At 71.2% G+C, this 17,479-nt stretch carries 12 protein-coding genes; 4 read left to right on the forward strand and 8 right to left on the reverse strand.

Features of this window, described 5'->3' with window-relative positions; translation table 11 throughout:
* Positions 1-2 precede the first annotated feature (2 nt).
* Entirely contained in the window at positions 3-2,591 is a 2,589-nt protein-coding gene (locus ACWDA7_RS15305) for a bifunctional FO biosynthesis protein CofGH (protein ID WP_450604689.1), read from the reverse strand.
* A 214-nt stretch (positions 2,592-2,805) separates the two neighbouring features.
* Here ACWDA7_RS15305 and ACWDA7_RS15310 point away from each other — a divergent pair, with 214 nt between their 5' ends.
* Positions 2,806-4,326, forward strand: coding sequence for a CehA/McbA family metallohydrolase (locus ACWDA7_RS15310; RefSeq protein ID WP_450604691.1), 1,521 nt, complete (start codon positions 2,806-2,808; stop codon positions 4,324-4,326).
* A gap of 104 nt (positions 4,327-4,430) precedes the next feature.
* Positions 4,431-4,826: a nitroreductase/quinone reductase family protein gene (locus tag ACWDA7_RS15315; protein WP_450604693.1), complete on the forward strand. Its 396-nt coding sequence runs from the start codon at positions 4,431-4,433 to the stop codon at positions 4,824-4,826.
* 27 nt (positions 4,827-4,853) lie between these two features.
* On the opposite strand, the gene ACWDA7_RS15320 is transcribed toward ACWDA7_RS15315, so the two are convergent.
* The 7 genes from ACWDA7_RS15320 to ACWDA7_RS15350 all read right to left on the reverse strand — a co-directional run bounded on the left by ACWDA7_RS15320 (position 4,854) and on the right by ACWDA7_RS15350 (position 13,632).
* Positions 4,854-6,305: an aldehyde dehydrogenase family protein gene (locus ACWDA7_RS15320; protein ID WP_450604694.1), complete on the reverse strand. Its 1,452-nt coding sequence runs from the start codon at positions 6,303-6,305 to the stop codon at positions 4,854-4,856.
* On the reverse strand, positions 6,302-8,173 hold the full coding sequence (locus ACWDA7_RS15325) for an N-acyl-D-amino-acid deacylase family protein (RefSeq protein ID WP_450604707.1): 1,872 nt from the start codon (positions 8,171-8,173) through the stop codon (positions 6,302-6,304). The genes ACWDA7_RS15320 and ACWDA7_RS15325 overlap by 4 nt, the downstream gene beginning before the upstream one ends.
* Positions 8,170-9,288 carry an LLM class flavin-dependent oxidoreductase gene (locus tag ACWDA7_RS15330; RefSeq protein ID WP_450604696.1) on the reverse strand — a complete coding sequence of 373 codons (1,119 nt, stop codon included), beginning with the start codon at positions 9,286-9,288 and terminating at the stop codon, positions 8,170-8,172. The genes ACWDA7_RS15325 and ACWDA7_RS15330 overlap by 4 nt, the downstream gene beginning before the upstream one ends.
* Before the next feature lie 103 nt (positions 9,289-9,391).
* Positions 9,392-10,168 carry an SDR family NAD(P)-dependent oxidoreductase gene (locus ACWDA7_RS15335; protein WP_450604698.1) on the reverse strand — a complete coding sequence of 259 codons (777 nt, stop codon included), beginning with the start codon at positions 10,166-10,168 and terminating at the stop codon, positions 9,392-9,394.
* Positions 10,169-10,176: 8 nt separating this feature from the next.
* Positions 10,177-11,118, reverse strand: a complete 942-nt coding sequence (locus ACWDA7_RS15340) for an LLM class F420-dependent oxidoreductase (RefSeq protein ID WP_450604700.1) — start codon at positions 11,116-11,118, stop codon at positions 10,177-10,179.
* 138 nt (positions 11,119-11,256) lie between these two features.
* Positions 11,257-12,210 carry a hypothetical protein gene (locus ACWDA7_RS15345; protein ID WP_450604702.1) on the reverse strand — a complete coding sequence of 318 codons (954 nt, stop codon included), beginning with the start codon at positions 12,208-12,210 and terminating at the stop codon, positions 11,257-11,259.
* 171 nt (positions 12,211-12,381) lie between these two features.
* A complete protein-coding gene (locus tag ACWDA7_RS15350) occupies positions 12,382-13,632 on the reverse strand; it encodes an amidohydrolase family protein (protein ID WP_450604703.1) in 1,251 nt (416 codons plus the stop codon).
* A gap of 219 nt (positions 13,633-13,851) precedes the next feature.
* On the opposite strand from ACWDA7_RS15350, the gene ACWDA7_RS15355 reads away from it, so the two are divergent.
* Together ACWDA7_RS15355 and ACWDA7_RS15360 are read left to right on the forward strand one after the other, a co-directional pair.
* A complete protein-coding gene (locus tag ACWDA7_RS15355) occupies positions 13,852-16,797 on the forward strand; it encodes a BTAD domain-containing putative transcriptional regulator (protein ID WP_450604704.1) in 2,946 nt (981 codons plus the stop codon).
* Positions 16,798-17,014: 217 nt separating this feature from the next.
* Positions 17,015-17,209 (forward strand): hypothetical protein, encoded by a 195-nt coding sequence (locus tag ACWDA7_RS15360; protein ID WP_450604705.1) that lies wholly within the window; start codon positions 17,015-17,017, stop codon positions 17,207-17,209.
* Positions 17,210-17,479: the final 270 nt, after the last annotated feature.

The raw sequence follows: 17,479 nt of genomic DNA on the forward strand, positions 1-17,479 counted from the left end.
TCTCAGTCGCCCAGCACAGGGAGCAGTTCGGGCAGGTGGCCGTCCGATGCCGCGGCCGCCCGCTGCCGTTCCTCCGGGACCTCGCCGTACAGCGTCGTGCGCGGTTTCGCCGGGCGGCCCGCGGTCTCCGCCACCGCGACGAGGTCCTTGACGGACTTGTAGGAGCCGTAACGGGAGCCGGCCATACGGGAGATGGTCTCTTCCATGAGAGTGCCGCCGAGGTCGTTGGCGCCCGAGCGGAGCATCTCCGCGGCGCCGTCGGTGCCGAGCTTGACCCAGCTGGTCTGGATGTTGGGGATGTGGGGGTGCAGCAGCAGGCGGGCCATGGCCGTGACGGCGCGGTTGTCGCGCATCGTCGGGCCGGGGCGGGCGATGCCTGCCAGGTAGACGGGGGCGTTGGTGTGGATGAAGGGCAGGGTGACGAACTCGGTGAACCCGCCGGTCTCCTGCTGGATGCGGGCGAGGGTGCGCAGGTGGCCCAGCCAGTGGCGCGGCTGGTCGACATGGCCGTACATCATCGTCGAGGAGGAGCGGATACCCAGTTCGTGCGCGGTGGTCACCACCTCGATCCAGGTGGCGGCCGGCAGCTTGCCCTTGGTCAGGACCCAGCGGACCTCGTCGTCCAGGATCTCCGCCGCCGTGCCGGGGATCGTGTCGAGGCCCGCCTCCTTCGCCGCCGTCAGCCACTCCCGGATCGACATCCCGGTGCGGGTGGCGCCGTTGGCCACTTCCATGGGGGAGAAGGCGTGCACGTGCATGCCGGGAACGCGTTCCTTGACCGCCTTCGCAATGTCGAAGTAGGCGGTGCCGGGCAGGTCGGGGTGGATGCCGCCCTGCATGCAGACCTCCACGGCGCCCACCTCCCACGCCTGCTGGGCGCGGTCGGCGACCTGCGTGAGGGAGAGGGTGTAGGCGTCGGCGTCCGTGCGGCGCTGCGCGAACGCGCAGAAACGGCAGCCGGTGTAGCAGACGTTCGTGAAGTTGATGTTGCGGGTCACGATGTACGTCACGTCGTCGCCGACCATCGTGCGCCGGACGTCGTCGGCCACCCGGCACAGCGCGTCCAGCGCGGGGCCGTCCGCGTGCAGCAGCGCGAGGGCCTCGGCGTCGGTCAGCTTCGCCGGGTCGTCCGCGGCCGTGCGCAGCGCCGACCGTACGTCGGTGTCGATGCGCTCGGGTGCCATTCCGGGGGCCGCCGCCTCACGCAGCGCCGCCCAGTCGCCGTACACCTCGTCGAAGTCGTCACGGCGGTCGCCGGTCCGCCCCTCGGTGTCGATGGTGTGGTGCAGGTCCGTGCGGCCGGATGCCTGGAACACCTCCTCCGGCTCCTGCCAGGGATGCCCTTCGACCACCGCGTCCGCCCGCGCCAGCCCCGTCTCCGGATCGGCCAGCGCCCGGACGTGCGGCAGCAGCCGCGGATCCAGCCACGGCTCTCCGCGCTGCACGAACTCCGGGTACACGCAGAGCCGTTCACGCAGCTCGAACCCGGCAGCGCGGGACCGCTCGGCCAGCCGTTCGATCTGCGGCCAGGGCCGCTCCGGATTGACATGGTCGATGGTCAGCGGGGACACCCCGCCCCAGTCGTCGATGCCGGCCCCGATCAGCCGCTCGTACTCGCCGTCGACCAGGTTCGGCGGGGCCTGCAGACAGGCGGCCGGGCCCATGATGTGCCGGGCGACGGCCACCGTGGCGACCAGCTCGTCCAGTTCCGCGTCCGGCATGCCCCGCATCGCCGTGTCCGGCTTGGCCCGGAAGTTCTGGATGATCAGTTCCTGGACGCCGTGATACGCCCGCGCCACCTTGCGCAGCGCGAACAGCGACTCCGCCCGCTCCTCGTACGTCTCGCCGATCCCGATGAGGATGCCCGAGGTGAAGGGCACCGACGAACGCCCGGCGTCCTCCAGGACCCGCAGGCGGACCGCCGGCTCCTTGTCCGGGGAGCCATGGTGCGGGCCGCCCGGCTCGGACCACAGCCGGGCCGCCGTGGTCTCCAGCATCATCCCCATGGACGGGGCGACCGGCTTGAGTCGCTGGAAGTCCGTCCACGACATCACCCCGGGGTTGAGGTGCGGCAGCAGGCCCGTCTCCTCCAGGATCCGGATGGAGACGGCCCGCACATAGGCGATCGTGTCGTCGTACCCGTGCGCGTCGAGCCATTCGCGCGCCTCGGGCCAGCGGTCCTCCGGCTTGTCCCCAAGGGTGATCAGCGCCTCCTTGCAGCCCAGCGCCGCCCCCTTGCGGGCGATGTCGAGGACTTCGTCCGGAGACATGAACATCCCGTGCCCGGCCCGACGCAGCTTGCCGGGCACCGTGACGAAGGTGCAGTAGTGGCACTTGTCCCGGCACAGCCGGGTCAGCGGGATGAAGACGCTCTTCGAGTACGTGATGACTCCGGGCCGGCCCGCGGCCCGGAGCCCGGCGTCGCGCACCCGGGCGGCCGAGGCGGCCAGGTCGTCCAGGTCCGCGCCGCGGGCCTGGAGCAGCACCGCGGCCTCGGTGACGTCCAGCGCGACACCGTCACGGGCACGTTTCAGGGCGCGGCGCAGTGAGTTCTCGGTGGGACCGGTTCCAGAGGACGCGGAAGTCGTCATCCTCCGAGCATACGTTTGCGGTGATCAGGTCATACAGGGCGTTCCTGTGTCGGTCGGGGCAGGTCGTAGGTCACCAGGGCCGCGGCCACCGTCCGTTACGCCGACACGCGGCTGCCGATCGACTTCCCGTGCGGCGGAGTTTACGGGACGACCCCAGAGTGGGAGGCACCAGCACTGCACCACCCCTGTCATCCGACATGTTGGGAGCAGCAGCATGTGCGACGACGAGCACGGCCTCGGCAGACGCGCGCTGTTCGTGACGGGCGCGGCCGCCGCGCTTACGTTGGGAACCGTGAGCTTCTCCAGAGGTCCCGCCGCCGAAGCGGCCGACAACCAGGAGACGAGGACGGTGCGCGGCACGCTGCCCACCGGCTCGCCCGACTTCGTCTACCTCCCCGTCGACGTGCCCGGGGACGTCCGCGAGATCAAGGTCGCCTACACCTACGACAGGCCGTCCGTGCCGGCCGGCGCCCAGGGCAACGCCCTCGACATCGGCATCTTCGACGAGCGCGGCACCGAACTGGGCGGCAAGGGCTTCCGCGGCTGGTCCGGCGGCGCGCGCACCGAGTTCTTCATCCGTGCGGACGACGCCACTCCCGGCTATATCCCCGGCCCGGTCCGCCCCGGCACCTGGCACATCGCACTGGGCCCCTACACGGTGGCCCCGCAGGGTCTCGCGTACGAGATCACGATCACCCTCACCTACGGCGCGCAGGGCCCCACGCCGGCGCCCGTGTACCCGCCGTCCCGTGCCAAGGGGCGGGGCCGCGCCTGGTACCGCGGCGACTGCCACATGCACTCCTGGTACTCCGACGGCCGCCGCACGCCCGCGGAGATCGCGGCTCTGGCCCGGGCCGCCGGCCTCGACTTCATCAACACCTCGGAGCACAACACCCACTCCTCGCACGCCCACTGGGCCGACCAGGCGGGTGACGACCTGCTCATCCTGACGGGCGAGGAGGTGACCACGCGGAACGGGCACGTGCTGGCCCTGGGCACCGACCCGGGCACCTTCATCGACTGGCGCTACCGGGCGCGCGACAACCGCTGGGCCCGGTTCGCCCAGCAGATCCGCCGGGCGGGCGGCCTGGTCGTCCCGGCCCATCCGCACGCCACCTGCATCGGCTGCGGCTGGAAGTTCGGCTTCGGCGAGGCGGACGCGCTCGAGGTGTGGAACGGCCCCTACACGCCGGACGACGAGGCGACGCTGGCGGAGTGGGACAACACGCTGGTGGCGGCGGTCCGGGAGGGGCACGGCCGGTGGCTGCCGGCGATGGGCAACAGCGACGCCCACCGTGACCCCGACGCGATCGGCACCCCGCAGACGGTGGTCCTCGCCGACGACCTGACCCGGGATGCCATCCAGGAGGGCATCCGCGCGGGCCGCTCGTACGTCGCGGAGTCGAAGAACGTGTCGCTGACGTTCACGGCGTCCGGCAGCCGCGGTGAACACGCGGGCATCGGCGAGCGGTTGCGGGTGGACCAGGACACCCCGGTCACGGTCCGCGTGGAGGCACAGGGCGCCCCTCGCTGCACCGTCCGCTTCGTCACCGACCAGGGTGTGCTGTTCACGAGCGATCCGCTGCCGGTGGCCGGGTCGGGCACCGTCGAATGGCACACGACCCCGCAGTACGCGGCGTACGTACGGGCGGAGTTGCGGCACGAGGCCGCGGTGGGGCCGGTGCCGGGCGTGCCGGCCGCGTTCACGAACCCGATCTTTCTGGGCCGGTCGTAGGCCCACGGGGGGCGCGTGGCCGATTTCACGCGCCCCCGATGGACGGTCTGCGAGACTGCGCGTGAGTGCCCCGTTCTTCACGCCGTCAGGGGGAACACGAGACCATGCCGGGCTTCGCCGACCTCAAGTACCGCGCGATCACGGCGCTCCAGCGCCACGTCGTCAATCCGGTGCAGCGCCGCATTCCGGTCCAGACACTGCTGGAGACGACGGGCCGCACCTCGGGCCTGCCGCGCCGGACCCCCCTGGGCGGGCGCCGCATCGGCGACTCGTTCTGGCTGGTCTCCGAGCACGGCGAGAGGTCTCAGTACATCCGCAACATCCGGGCCGATCCCCGGGTGCGGGTGCGCATCCGCGGCCGTTGGCACACGGGCACGGCCCATGTGCTCGCGGACGACGACCCCCGCACCCGCCTCAAGACCCTGCCCCGCCTCAACAGCGCGGCGGTACGGGCGCTGGGGACCGGACTGCTCACGGTGCGGGTCGACCTGGACGACTGAGGTCACCCGCGGCTGCCGCCCCTCACCTCACCCGGGCCACACGATCGCCTGCACCTCGCTGTACGCGTGCAGGGCGTACGAGCCGACGTCCCGGCCGACCCCGCTCTTCTTGAACCCGCCGAACGGGGCCTCCATGTTCCGGCCGACGGTGTTCACACCGACACCGCCCGACCGCAGCCGGCGGGCCACGCGGAAGGCGCGGGCCACGTCCCCGGACCAGACGTAGTCGATCAGGCCGTAGTCGGTGTCGTTGGCCAGGGCGATGCCTTCCTCCTCCTCGTCGAAGGGGAGGACCACGACCACCGGGCCGAAGACCTCCTCCCTGACCACCCTCATGTCGGGCGTGCAGTCCGCGAGGAGGGCCGGGGCGACATAGAAGCCGCGCTCCAGGGCCGGCCGTCGGCCCCCGGCGACCAGCCGCGCGCCCTCCTTGCGGCCGAGTTCCACGTACGACTCCACACGGTCGCGATGCGCCGCCGAGATCACCGGGCCCACCACCGTGCCCCGCTCACGCGGATCACCGACCGTCAGATGACTTGCGTAGCCAGCCAGTCGGGACACCACGCGGTCGTACACGCCCCGCTGTGCGATCACCCGTGTCGGGGCCGTACAGATCTGCCCGCTGTAGAAGGAGAACGTGGTGCCGATTCCGGCCACCGCCGACTCGAGGTCGGCGTCGTCGAAGACCAGCGCCGCGCCCTTGCCGCCCAGCTCCATCAGCTGCCGTTTCATGGACCGACCGCACACCTCGGCGATGCGCTGCCCGACGGCCGTCGAACCGGTGAAGCTGACCATGTCGACGTCCGGGCAGTCCACGGCCGCCTCACCGACCTCCGGGCGCGAACCGCTCACCACGTTCACCACACCCGGCGGGGCGCCCGCTTCCTGGAGCGCCTCGGCCATGCGGTACACCGACAGCGGATCCTGCGGCGCCGGCTTCACCACCACCGTGTTGCCCATCGCCAGCGCGGGCGCGACCTTGCCCGCCGGATTCGCCCACGGGTTGTTGTACGAGGTGATGCAGGCGACCACACCGACCGGCTGGCGCACCGCGAGGGCCCCCATGACGGCGGCACCGCCGAACGGTCCCGCCTCGTTGATCTGCGGTGGCAGCGGCTGCTCCACCGGCTCCACCCGCGCGTACCGCCGGAACCGTGCCACCGCCACCCCGACCTGCATCCCGCGCGCCGTGCCGGTCGTGGCGCCGCTCTCCGCCTGCGCCAGGTCGGCGTACGGCACGAGGTTGTGCCGCATCACCTCCGCGGCGCGGGCGAGGACGGCGGCCCGCTCCTCGGGGGTCTTCCGCGACCACGGTCCGAAGGCCTCACGGGCCGCGGCGGCCGCGGCGTGCACCTGCTCCCGGGACGCCTCCGGCGCCCACCCGACGATCCCCTCGGTCGCCGGGTCGACGACCTCGTAGTGGCCCCCGTCGGGCTCGACCCACGCCCCGCCGACGAACAGCCGCTGCCGCTCGGTCACGTGGTGCTCACCGTCCTGGTGTCCCGTCCGGAGCGGAGCACCCGGCCCGGTACGGCCCCGGTCACCACGTCGTCCCGTAGCGCCGCGACACCGTTGACCCAGACCGCCCGCACCCCGATCGCCCTGGAGTCGAGCCGCGGGCTCTCTCCCGGCAGGTCGTGCACCAAGGTGGCCTGACCGGCGTCGATGCGCTCCGGGTCGAACAGGACGAGGTCCGCATGGAAGCCCTCCCGTACCCGGCCGCGCTCCCGCAGCCCGAACAACCGGGCAGGTTCGTCGGTCAGCATCTTCACGGCCTGCTCCAGCGGCACCAGCTTCCGGCCGCGCAGGCAGTCCCCGAGGAACCGGGTCGTGTAGGGAGCGCCGCACATGCGGTCCAGATGGGCGCCCGCGTCCGAGCCGCCGAGCAGGACGTCCTCGTGCCGCCAGGTCTGAGCCCGCAGTGCCCAGGAATCGGGGTCGTTGTCGGTGGGCATGGGCCACAGGACCGTCCGCAGCTCGTCGTTCGCGCAGATCTCGACCAGGCACTCGAAGGGGTCCTGGCCGCGCTCGGCCGCGATGTCGTTCACCACCCGCCCGGTCAGACCCTCATTCCGCGGGCTGTAGGTGTCCCCGATGACGTACCGTCCGAAGTTCGCGAGGCGCCGGAAGACGCCCGCCTCCTTGGAGCCGGCGCGCCGGAGCATCTCGGCGCGGACGTCCGGGTCGCGCAGTCTTTCGATCCGCTCGGGCACGGGCAGGCCGAGGATCGGACCCCACCCGGGGATCAGGTTGAGCGCGCAGAACGTGCCGAGCGACATGTTCATCGGGGTGAGGATCGGCATGGTGAGGGCCACCACGCGGCCGCCCGCCTTCCGGGCACGCTCGCTCGCCAGCAGCTGGCGCGGTACGCGTTCGGGCACGGACGCGTCGACGGTGAGCACGTTCCAGTTCAGGGGACGTCCCGCTGCGGCGCTCATCTCCACGAGGAGGTCGATCTCCGCGTCGCTGAACTGGTCCAGGCACCCGGCGACGATCGCCTCGATCTGCGTGCCCTCGTGTTCGCCCACCGCCTTGGACAGGGCCAGCAGCTCCGCCGGCTCCGCGTGCCGCGAGGCGACCGGCTTCCCGTCGCCGTCGGAGTGGGTCGCCGACTGGGTCGTGGAAAAGCCCCAGGCACCCGCGTCCATGGCCTCATGGAGGAGCCGCAGCATCCGCGCGAGCTGGTCCCCGGTCGGCTGGCCGCCGACCGCGTCCGGCCCCATCACATACCGCCGCAGCGCGCAGTGCCCCACCATGAAGCCCGCGTTGACGGCGATCCGGCCCTCGAGGGCGTCGAGGTACTCCCCGAAGGTGTGCCAGTTCCAGGGCGCCCCCTCCTCGAGAGCGACCAGGGACATGCCCTCCACCTTGGACATCATCCGGCGGGTGTAGTCGGCGTCCTCGGGGCGCCCGGGGTTGAGCGGGGCGAGCGTGAAGCCGCAGTTGCCCGCCGCGACGGTGGTGACCCCGTGGTTCAGGGACGGTGTCGCGTACGGGTCCCAGAAGAGCTGGGCGTCATAGTGGGTGTGCGGGTCGACGAAGCCGGGGGCGAGGACGAGGCCGGACGCGTCCTCGGTGGTCCGGGCCTGTTCGGTCACCGAGCCCATCGCGGCGATACGGCCGTCCCGCAGGCCGACGTCCGCCGTGTACGCGGGCGCTCCCGTCCCGTCCACGACGGTCGCGCCCTTGATGACGTGGTCGAGCATGGACCTTGCCTCCTTGGCCTCCGGTGCGGGTGAGCGTCCCGAAAGGGGCGCGGGGCGGGGCCGGTGCGCGCCGCCGCGTGGGCGCGACCAGCCGTGTCGCGCCCGCGGTCGCCGGACGGCCCGCGGCCCGGCCGCGGTCAGGCGCTCTGCCTGAACCGGGTGGTGCGATGCACCGGGTCCGTGTCGATCTTCGGGATGACGTGCTCACCGATCAGCCGGATCGTCTGCAGCGTCTCCTCCTTGGGGATCCCCACCGGCAGCCCGAAGCTCAGCTGGTCGGCTCCCGCCTGCTCCCACCTCTTGCACTGCCGCAGCACTTCGTCCGGGTCGCCGCAGATGAGCAGTTCCTCCTCGATGAGCAGTTCCATGAACTCCTCGGTGTACTCGGGGAGCGTCTCGGGCCAGACCGGGAAGCCCTCGGGGCGCGGGAAGGTGTCGTGGTAGCGGAAGACGAGGGACGGCAGGTAGTGCAGTCCGCCGTTCACCGCGATGCGGATCGCCTCCTCGTGGGTGGGGGCGCAGACGGCGGTGGTCGTGACCATCACGTTGTCGTTGACGAAGTCCCCGACGGGCTCGGCGTCGACGACGGCCGTCTTGTACTGCTCGAGGACCCACTCCATGTCGGAGACCTTCTGCACGCTGAAGCCGAGCACCCCGAGGCCCTTCTTCGCCGCCATGGCGTACGACGGCGGGGACCCGGCGGCGTACCACATGGCCGGGTGCGACTTCCCGTACGGCTTGGGGAGCACCTTGCGGGGCGGCAGCGACCAGTGCTTGCCCTGGAAGCCGGCGTACTCGTCCTGGAGCCACATCTTGGGGAACTCGGCGATGGTCTCCTCCCAGATCTCCTTCGTGTGGTTCATGTCGGTGATGCCGGGGAGGAAGCCGAGGATCTCGTGCGAGCCCGCTCCGCGTCCGCTGCCGAACTCGAAGCGGTTCCCGGTGAGGTGGTCGAGCATGGCGACCTTCTCGGCGACCTTCACCGGGTGGTTGACCTGGGCGAGCGGGTTGAAGATCCCGGAGCCCAGGTGGATCCGCTCGGTGGCGTGGGCGAGGTAGCCGAGGAAGACGTCGTTGGCCGAGAGATGGGAGTACTCCTCCAGGAAGTGGTGCTCGGAGGCCCAGGCGTACTTGAAGCCGGACTTGTCCGCCTGGATGACGTACTCGGTCTCCTCCATCAGCGCCTTGTGCTCGGCGAGCTGGTCGGTCTCGGCGCGCTTGCCCACGTATCCCTGTACAAAGAGCCCGAATTCCAAGGAGGTTCACCGTCCCCAAGAGTCATTATCTGACGCACCGTCAGTTCTTCTCTGCCGCCGACTGTGGCACCGCCCGGGTGGAGCGTCAATAGCTGACGATGAGTCAGGCAACGGCCACTCCGGCCAGCCAGCCGCCGTCGATCACGAACGGCTGCCCGGTGATGTAGGAGGAGTCGTCGCAGCTCAGGAAGAGGGCGAGCCGCGCCACCTCCTCGGGCCGCCCGATCCGGCCGAGCGGCACCAGCCTGCGGTACAGATCGTCGAGGGCCCTGGACATCTCCTTCGCGTCCGCGTCCGGGTCCAGCCGGGCCGGGTTGGACATCGGGGTGTCGACGGCACCCGGGCACACGGCGTTGACGCGGACCTTCCGGGACGCCAGCTCGATGGCCGCGACCCGGGTGAGACCGAGGACGGCGTGCTTGGTCGCCGCATACGTCCCCACGGCCGCCATGCCGGTCACCGCGGTGTACGAGGCGGTGTTGACGATCGTGCCGCCGCCGGCGGCCGCGATCTCGGGCGCCACGGCCTTGATCCCGAGGAAGCAGCCCACCTGGTTGACCCGGACGACGTTCATGAACTCGTCGAGAGGCGTGTCGACCAGCGCGTTGAACCGCAGGATCCCGGCGTTGTTGACCAGCCCGTCGATGCGCCCGTACGCCTCCTTCGCGGCGGCCACCGCGGCGGTCCAGTCCGCCTCGCGGCCCACGTCCAGATGGACGTACGCCTGGCCGAGCTCCTTGGCGAGCGCCTCGCCCCGGTCGTCGAGCACATCCGTGAGGACGACCCGGGCGCCCTCCGCCGTGAACAGCCGCGCCTCCTGCTCGCCCTGCCCGCGCGCCGCACCGGTGACGATGACGACGCGCCCGTCCAGCTTGCCCATGACACACCTCAGTTCAGATGGGGGGCTACCTCGGCCCCGAACGCCGCGATCTGGTCGGTGAGTTCCGTGCGGCTCCGGCAGCGGAACCGCACCTGGATCTGGTGCACACCCATCGCGCGGTACGCACGCAGCGACTCGGCGACCGCCTGTGCGGGGCCACTGATCGTGCGCCGCCCCACGTCCCAGCCCGGCTCGCCCACATACAGCGGCTCGGTGATGGCACCGACGGTGAACGGCCCCTCCATGCCCGCCTGCGCGCGCAGCCCGGCGAGACGGGCGATCTGCGCGGGCATCCGGTCCCGCGGGTCGCCCTGCGGAAGCCAGCCGTCGCCCTTCAGCGCCGCCCGGCGCACGGCGACGGGCGAGGAGCCGCCGACCCAGAGGGGGACGTGCTCCTGCGCCGGGCGGGGGCGCTGCCCGAGACCCTCGAAGTCGTACGCCTTGCCGTGGTGCTCCGGAAACTCCTCCGGCCCGAGGGCCGCCCGGAGCGCGTCGACGGTCTCGTCGAGGACCTCCCCCCGCCGCTGGAAGTCCACGCCCAGCGCCGCGAACTCCTCCGCCACATGACCGGCCCCCACCCCGAGGACCAGGCGCCCGCCGGAGAGGTGGTCGAGGGTGGCGTACTGCTTGGCGGTCGCCAGGGGATGCCGCAGCCCGACGATCGCGACGTGGCTGAGCAGCCGGACGCGCTCGGTGACGGCGGCGAGGTGGGCGAGGGTGGCGACGGGGTCGTACCAGACCGTGCTCATGGCCGGGGCCAGCCGGAGCGGGACGGCGACGTGGTCGCAGCAGGCGACGTAGTCGAAGCCGGCGCCCTCGGCGGCGAGGGCCACCGCGACGAGGTCCTTGGGCCCCGCCGCCCCCTCCCAGGACTCGGCGTAGATCGTGCTCTGGGACTGGATCGGGAGCTGTATCCCGTAGGCCAGTTCCCCGTCCGGCCGCATCCGCATGGACGCACCACCTCTTTCTGACGGACCGTCAGCCAAGAACGGTCGACTTCATCGTCATGGCTGACGACACGTCAGACAAGGCCCGTGCGGGCCCGCGTTCCGGGCGGCCGCCGGTGCGGCCGCCCGGAACGGCCGTTCTCAGGAGCCGTAGGGGTTGCGCAGGTAGGTCAGGCTGAGATCGCCCGTGTTGCCGAAGTACTGGGAGACCAGGTACGCGGGATCGGTCGCGATCACGCCCGCCTGGAGGTCGCTGCCGTCATTGGTGTCGTCCCAGGCCCACGGGGCGTGCGCCGCGTTGTCCTCGCCGTTGTCACCGCGGAACGCGCCCCACTTGGCGTAGGTCTCGCTGTTGTTGCGCCGACCCCAGAGGCTGTCGGAGGTGGTGAGGTCGGTGAGCCCGTAGCTCGCGTTGCGGTCGTTGCCACCGGTCGGGACGGAGCCCGCACCGCGACTCGGCGAGTAGACGATGCCGTCGCCGCCGGGGAAGGCGGTGCCGTCCCAGGCGTAGGCGCCATGGCCGCGCGCCTCCTGGAAGCTCGTCGGGTGCGCCGCACCGTCGAAGTTCTGCATGATCACGGTGCCGTCGATGTTCTCCCGGCCGTCGGTGAAGGGGCTGCCGGGCGGGATGTACGAGTAGAAGTTGTCGTGTGCGAGCGTCACGACGGCCTGCAGGGTCCCGTACGCGCTGCCGTCCTTGCGGACGACCTCCAGCTGGCCCTCCATGTCGTTCTCGTGCGAGAAGAGGTTCAGCGGGTAGTCCTTCCAGTCCCTCGGGTGGAAGAAGGCGTAGGTGATGTACCAGTGCGTCGCGGTCTCGGCCACCGAGTAGTACACGGTGCCGGTCAGCCGCGAGGCGTTGGCGTCCAGGTCCTCCCAGTTGTTGACGGTGCTCCAGTCGCCGTCGTAGTTCACCGGCGCCAGGTAGTCGGCGGTGTAGTACGACGACGAGGTGTCCTGGTGGTGCAGCGGCGCCCAGCGGTAGGCGAGGTCCGCGTCACTGGTGGCGGCCGACGCGGGCGGGGCGACGAACAGCGCGGTGGCGCCGACGAACGCGGCCGACAGGGTGGCCAGGGCCGATCTCCAACGGGGCACGGTGGTCCTCCGGTAGGGGGCTCGGGGAGGTGCGGGTGACCCCATGCTGAGGACCGGCCGGCCGCGCTGCCGCCGTGGTCGATCAATGTTCAACAGGGGACGCGATTGTTCACCTGTGCACCCCGGACCGTACGCGGACGCCCCTCATCTCCGGGTCATCTACCGTTCTTGTCAGGCCTGTTCGGGCCACAGACCGTCCTCGGTCAGCCCCAGCAGCTCGATGGCGTTGCCCCGGACGATCCGCTCCACGACGTCCGCGTCCAGGTGCCCCATCTGCGCCTCGCCGACCTCGCGCGACTTCGGCCAGGTGGAGTCGGAGTGGGGGTAGTCGGTCTCGTACAGGACGTTCCCCACCCCGATGGCGTCGAGGTTCCTGAGCCCGAAGGCGTCGTCGAAGAAACAGCCGTAGACATGGTCGGCGAAGAGCTCGGACGGCGGGCGGTGGACCTTGTCCGCGACCCCGCCCCAGGCGCGGTTCTCCTCCCAGACGACGTCGGCGCGCTCGAGGATGTACGGGATCCAGCCGATCTGCCCCTCCGCGTACATCACCTTCAGGTTCGGGAAGCGTTCGAACTTGCCGCTCATCAGCCAGTCGACCATCGAGAAGCAGCAGTTGGCGAAGGTGATGGTGGAGCCGACGGCCGGCGGGGCGTCCGCGGACGTGGAGGGCATCCTGCTGCTGGAGCCGATGTGCATCGCGATGACGGTGCCGGTCTCGTCGCAGGCGGCGAGGAACGGGTCCCAGTCGTCGGTGTGGACGGACGGCAGCCCGAGGTGCGGGGGTATCTCGGAGAAGGCGACGGCCCGGACGCCGCGCCCGGCGTTGCGCCGCACCTCTGCCGCGGCCAGCTCGGCGTCCCAGAGCGGGATGAGAGTGAGCGGGACGAGCCGCCCGCGCGCCTTGGGCCCGCACCACTCCTCCACCATCCAGTCGTTGTAGGCACGGACGCAGAGGAGGCCGAGCTCGCGGTCCTTGGCCTCGGTGAAGGTCTGTCCGCAGAAGCGGGGAAAGGTCGGGAAGCAGAGGGCGGACCGGACGTGGTTGACGTCCATGTCGGCCAGGCGCTGGGGGACGTCGTACGAGCCGGGCCGCATCTGCTCGTATGTGATGACCTCGAGCCTGATCTCGTCCCTGTCGTACCCGACGGCGGTGTCGAGGCGGGTGAGGGGCCGGCGCAGATCTTCGTAGACCCACCAGTCGCCGAGCGGTCCGTCGTCGCCGGGCGCACCCATGACGGGTGCGAACCTGCCGCCGAGGAAGGTCATCTCCTTCAAGGGCGCACGGACGACGCGCGGGCCCACGTCCCGGTGCCTGCGCGGAAGCCGGTCCTGCCACACGTCCGGTGGCTCCACGGTGTGGTCGTCGACGGAGATGATCTGCGGAAAGGCACCGTCGGTGCCGTTGGTCTGTGAGGTCTCCATGACGCTCACCGTAGCGCTGATCTGACGAACCGTCAGTTAATGAGCACTCCCCTTCAGTACTCCCCCGCCCTTGCGCATAGGGGGAGAACATGTGTGAACCTTGTGACACACCGCCCGGTGACCTGTGATCGCCGTCTCCCACAGCTGACGCATCCGCCATGAACAAGGCAAACTGGCCTCCTTGTTGTGGTCTGTTCGGCAGGGGGCCTGGGGGCAGCGATGGACGGTGTACCACGAGTGCCTGAGCAGCGGCGTCCCGAGCGATCGGCGGCGCTGCGCTTCGGCGTGCTCGGACCGGTGCGCGCCTGGCACGGAGACGATCCGCTGGCCACCGGCTCGCCGCAGCAGCGCGCCCTGCTGGCCGCGTTGCTGCTGCGGGAGGGCCGTACCGCGACGGCGTCCGAGCTGATCGACGCGCTGTGGGGCGACGACCCGCCGCCCCGGGCACTGGCCGCCGTGCGGACCTACGCCTCCCGGCTGCGGAAGATACTCTCGCCCGGCGTACTGGTCAGCGAGTCGGGTGGGTACGCCCTGCGCCTGCCTGACGCCCGCTCGCTGGACCTCGCGACGGCCCAGGAACTGGCCGCGCAGGCGGAGAAGGCCAAGAACGTCGGGGATCTGGGCCATGCCCGGCAGGTGCTCAACGAGGCGCTGGCGCTGTGGGACGGGGAGTCGCTGGCGAGCGTGCCCGGCCCGTACGCGGACGCCCAGCGGACCCGCCTGGAGGAATGGCGCCTCCAGCTCCTCGAATCCCGCCTCGACATGGACCTGGAACAGGGCTGCCACGCGGAGGCGGTCTCCGAGCTCACGGCCCTGACCGCGGCGCACCCGCTGCGCGAACGCCTTCGCGAGCTGCTGATGCTGGCGCTGTACCGCTCGGGCCGCCAGGCCGAGGCGCTGGCGGTGTACGCGGACACCCGCCGTCTGCTCGCCGACGAACTGGGGGTCGACCCCCGCGCGGGCCTCAAAGAGCTCCAGCAGCGGATCCTCCGCGCGGACCCGGGCCTGGCGGAGCCGTCGGCACCGGCCGCCGAGCCCGCCGCAGCACCCGTCCGTCCCGCCCAGCTCCCGGCCACCGTCCCCGACTTCACCGGCCGGGCGGCTTTCGTCACCGAGCTGGGCGAGGTGCTGGCGTCGGCGGAGGGCCGCGTGATGGCGGTCTCGGCGCTGGCCGGCATCGGCGGCGTGGGCAAGACGACGCTCGCCGTCCATGTCGCGCACCAGGCCCGCGGGGCCTTCCCCGACGGCCAGCTGTACGTGGACCTGCAGGCCGCGGGCCCCCGTCCGGCGGAGCCCGAGACGGTCCTCGGCTCCTTCCTGCGCGCCCTGGGCACCGCGGACTCGGCGATCCCGGACTCGCTGGAGGAACGGGCGGCGCTGTACCGCTCGGTGCTGGACGGCCGACGGGTCCTGGTCCTGCTGGACAACGCGAAGGACGCGGCCCAGGTGCGCCCCCTGCTGCCCGGCATGGAGGGCTGCGCGGCCCTTGTGACCTCCCGGGTCCGCATGGTCGACCTGGCAGGCGCCCACCTGGTGGACCTGGACGTGATGTCCCCGGAGGAGGCGCTGTCGCTCTTCACGAAGATCGTCGGCGCGGAGCGGGTGGCGTCCGAGCGCGAGGCGGCGCTCGATGTGGTGGCGGCATGCGGCTTCCTGCCCCTCGCCATCCGCATCGCGGCGTCCCGCCTGGCGGCGCGGCGCACCTGGACGGTCTCCGTCCTGGCGGCGAAGCTGGCGGACGAACGCCGTCGCCTGGACGAACTCCAGGCCGGCGACCTGGCGGTGAAGGCCACCTTCGAGCTCGGCTACGGCCAACTGGAGCCGGCCCAGGCCCGCGCCTTCCGGCTCCTGGGCCTCGCGGACGGCCCGGACATCTCGCTTGCGGCGGCCGCGGCGGTACTGGACCTGCCGGTGGAGGAGACCGAGGACCTGCTGGAGTCCCTCGTCGACACGTCCCTGCTCGAGTCGGCCGCGCCCGGCCGCTACCGCTACCACGACCTGGTCCGCCTCTACGCGCGTGCGTGCGCGGAGCGCGACGAGTGGCCGCCGAGCGAGCGGGGGGCGGCGATGTCGCGGTTGCTGGACTTCTATCTGTCCACCGTCGCGGGGGTCTACCTGATCGAGCGGCCCGGGGACCGTCTGGTGGACCACCTGGAGCACGCCGAGTACCCGGGGCTGACATTCGCGGACCGCCACGACGCCCAGGACTGGCTGTATTCGGAGGCGGTCTGCCTGCTGGCGTGCGTACGCCAGGCCATACGTCCCGGAACGCTGCGTCGCGCCGTCGACATTCTGTGGGCGGCGGTCGACCTGGCCGAGTCGGGCGCCAACTCAAAGGAGTACGAGGCCGTGGCCGCGCTCCTGCGAAGCGTTGCGCAGGAGGCCGGGGATCTCCGTACCGAGGCGCGGGCTCTGACCGCGCTGGCCTTTGTGCACCAGCACTCAGGCAGCAGGTTCGACGTGGCCATTCAGGAGGCGCAGAGGGCCAACGAGTTGGCCCGGGCGGCCGACGACCCGCTCACCGGCTGCTGGTCGTCCAACATCAGCGGCGTGATCGCGTTGTACCAGAACCGCAACGACGCGTGCGAGGACCACCTCAACCGCGCCATCGAGAGCTTCCGGGCCCTCGGGGACCGCCCGGGTGAGGCGAGCGCCCTGTGCAACCTCTCGCGCGTCCACCTCGCCACCGGACGGACGTCGACCGCCGTGGAATTGGCCCGGCAGGGCACGGCGATGTACGACGCCATGGGACACGCCCTGAAAGGCGCCAACGGCCGGTACGCACTGGGCCTCGCCCTCACACAGAGCGGGAAGCTGGCCGAGGCGACCGAGCACCTGAACCAGGCGCTGCGGGTGTTCCGGGACAGTCGGCAGCGGCTGTGGGAGGGCATGACCCTGTTCCGGCTCGCCGAACTCGACCTCGCGGCCCGGCGCCCCGCCCAGGCGGCGGCGAACGCCGAGATGGCGCTGACGCTGCTGCGTAGCATTGGCGGCGAGTGGCGGCACGGCAACGTCCTCACGGTGCTGGGGCGTGCCCTCACCGGGATCGGCCAGCTGGATCGGGCCCAGGTGTGCTGGCGCGAGGCCCTCGAACTCTTCGGAGCGCTGGGAGCACCAGAAGCGGACGAGGTCAGAGGACTGCTCAACGTGGCGTCGGCCGCCTGAGCCCGGGCGGATGGCATCCGGGAGTGGACGTTCATCGTTCGTTTATCGCCGCACAGCACTCTTACCTATGTCGAGCCGTTGCGTCGGGGGGCAGGCGGAGCGGCGGCCGGCCGGCCCCTCTAGGGTGAACCGGCCCGGCAGATCCGTCCGGCAACCCTCGGGGGAGTTGCCGGGCGGATCCTGCCCATCCAGCGCACAACACAGGGGAGTCAGCAAGATGACCGACCAGAACAGCACGGACAACGTCCACGCCACCGGTGAGCCGACCGGCGAGGCGTCGACAGACAACGTCCACGCGACCGACGAACCCGTCACCGTCAAGAACGTCCACGCCACGAGCGACCCGCTCAACCTGTCGGACGCCGGCACGGCTACGCCGGACAACGTCCACGCCACGGACGAGAAGGCCTGAACAGACCCATCTCCACACGGGGATCGGCCGCGGCGGCGCGGAGGGGGAGCCGTCGCGGCCGAGGTGTGTCAAGAGCAGGCTTTGCGCCTATTCCTGGCGTCAATCATGCGTTCGCATCGAACAGTTGTCCCCCTTGGCACTAACGCCACTTGCTGTTCGGAAGGCCCCCCTTCTTAGCTTGATGTTTAACCTCGCACGTCACCCGACCTGCTGAGATCTCCCATTTCCAGCGGTATGTGAGACGGCCGCCCTCCACGCTTCGAGATGTCG

The sequence above is a fragment of the Streptomyces sp. NPDC001156 genome (assembly GCF_053598275.1).

Coding starts and splice junctions, on each gene's coding strand:
- ACWDA7_RS15315 (WP_450604693.1), top strand. CDS start 4,431: ATGCCGGGCTTCGCCGACCTCAAGTACCGCGCGATCACGGCGCTCCAG.
- ACWDA7_RS15310 (WP_450604691.1), top strand. CDS start 2,806: ATGTGCGACGACGAGCACGGCCTCGGCAGACGCGCGCTGTTCGTGACG.
- ACWDA7_RS15335 (WP_450604698.1), bottom strand. CDS start 10,168: ATGGGCAAGCTGGACGGGCGCGTCGTCATCGTCACCGGTGCGGCGCGC.
- ACWDA7_RS15355 (WP_450604704.1), top strand. CDS start 13,852: ATGGACGGTGTACCACGAGTGCCTGAGCAGCGGCGTCCCGAGCGATCG.
- ACWDA7_RS15360 (WP_450604705.1), top strand. CDS start 17,015: ATGACCGACCAGAACAGCACGGACAACGTCCACGCCACCGGTGAGCCG.
- ACWDA7_RS15340 (WP_450604700.1), bottom strand. CDS start 11,118: ATGCGGATGCGGCCGGACGGGGAACTGGCCTACGGGATACAGCTCCCG.
- ACWDA7_RS15305 (WP_450604689.1), bottom strand. CDS start 2,591: ATGACGACTTCCGCGTCCTCTGGAACCGGTCCCACCGAGAACTCACTG.
- ACWDA7_RS15350 (WP_450604703.1), bottom strand. CDS start 13,632: ATGGAGACCTCACAGACCAACGGCACCGACGGTGCCTTTCCGCAGATC.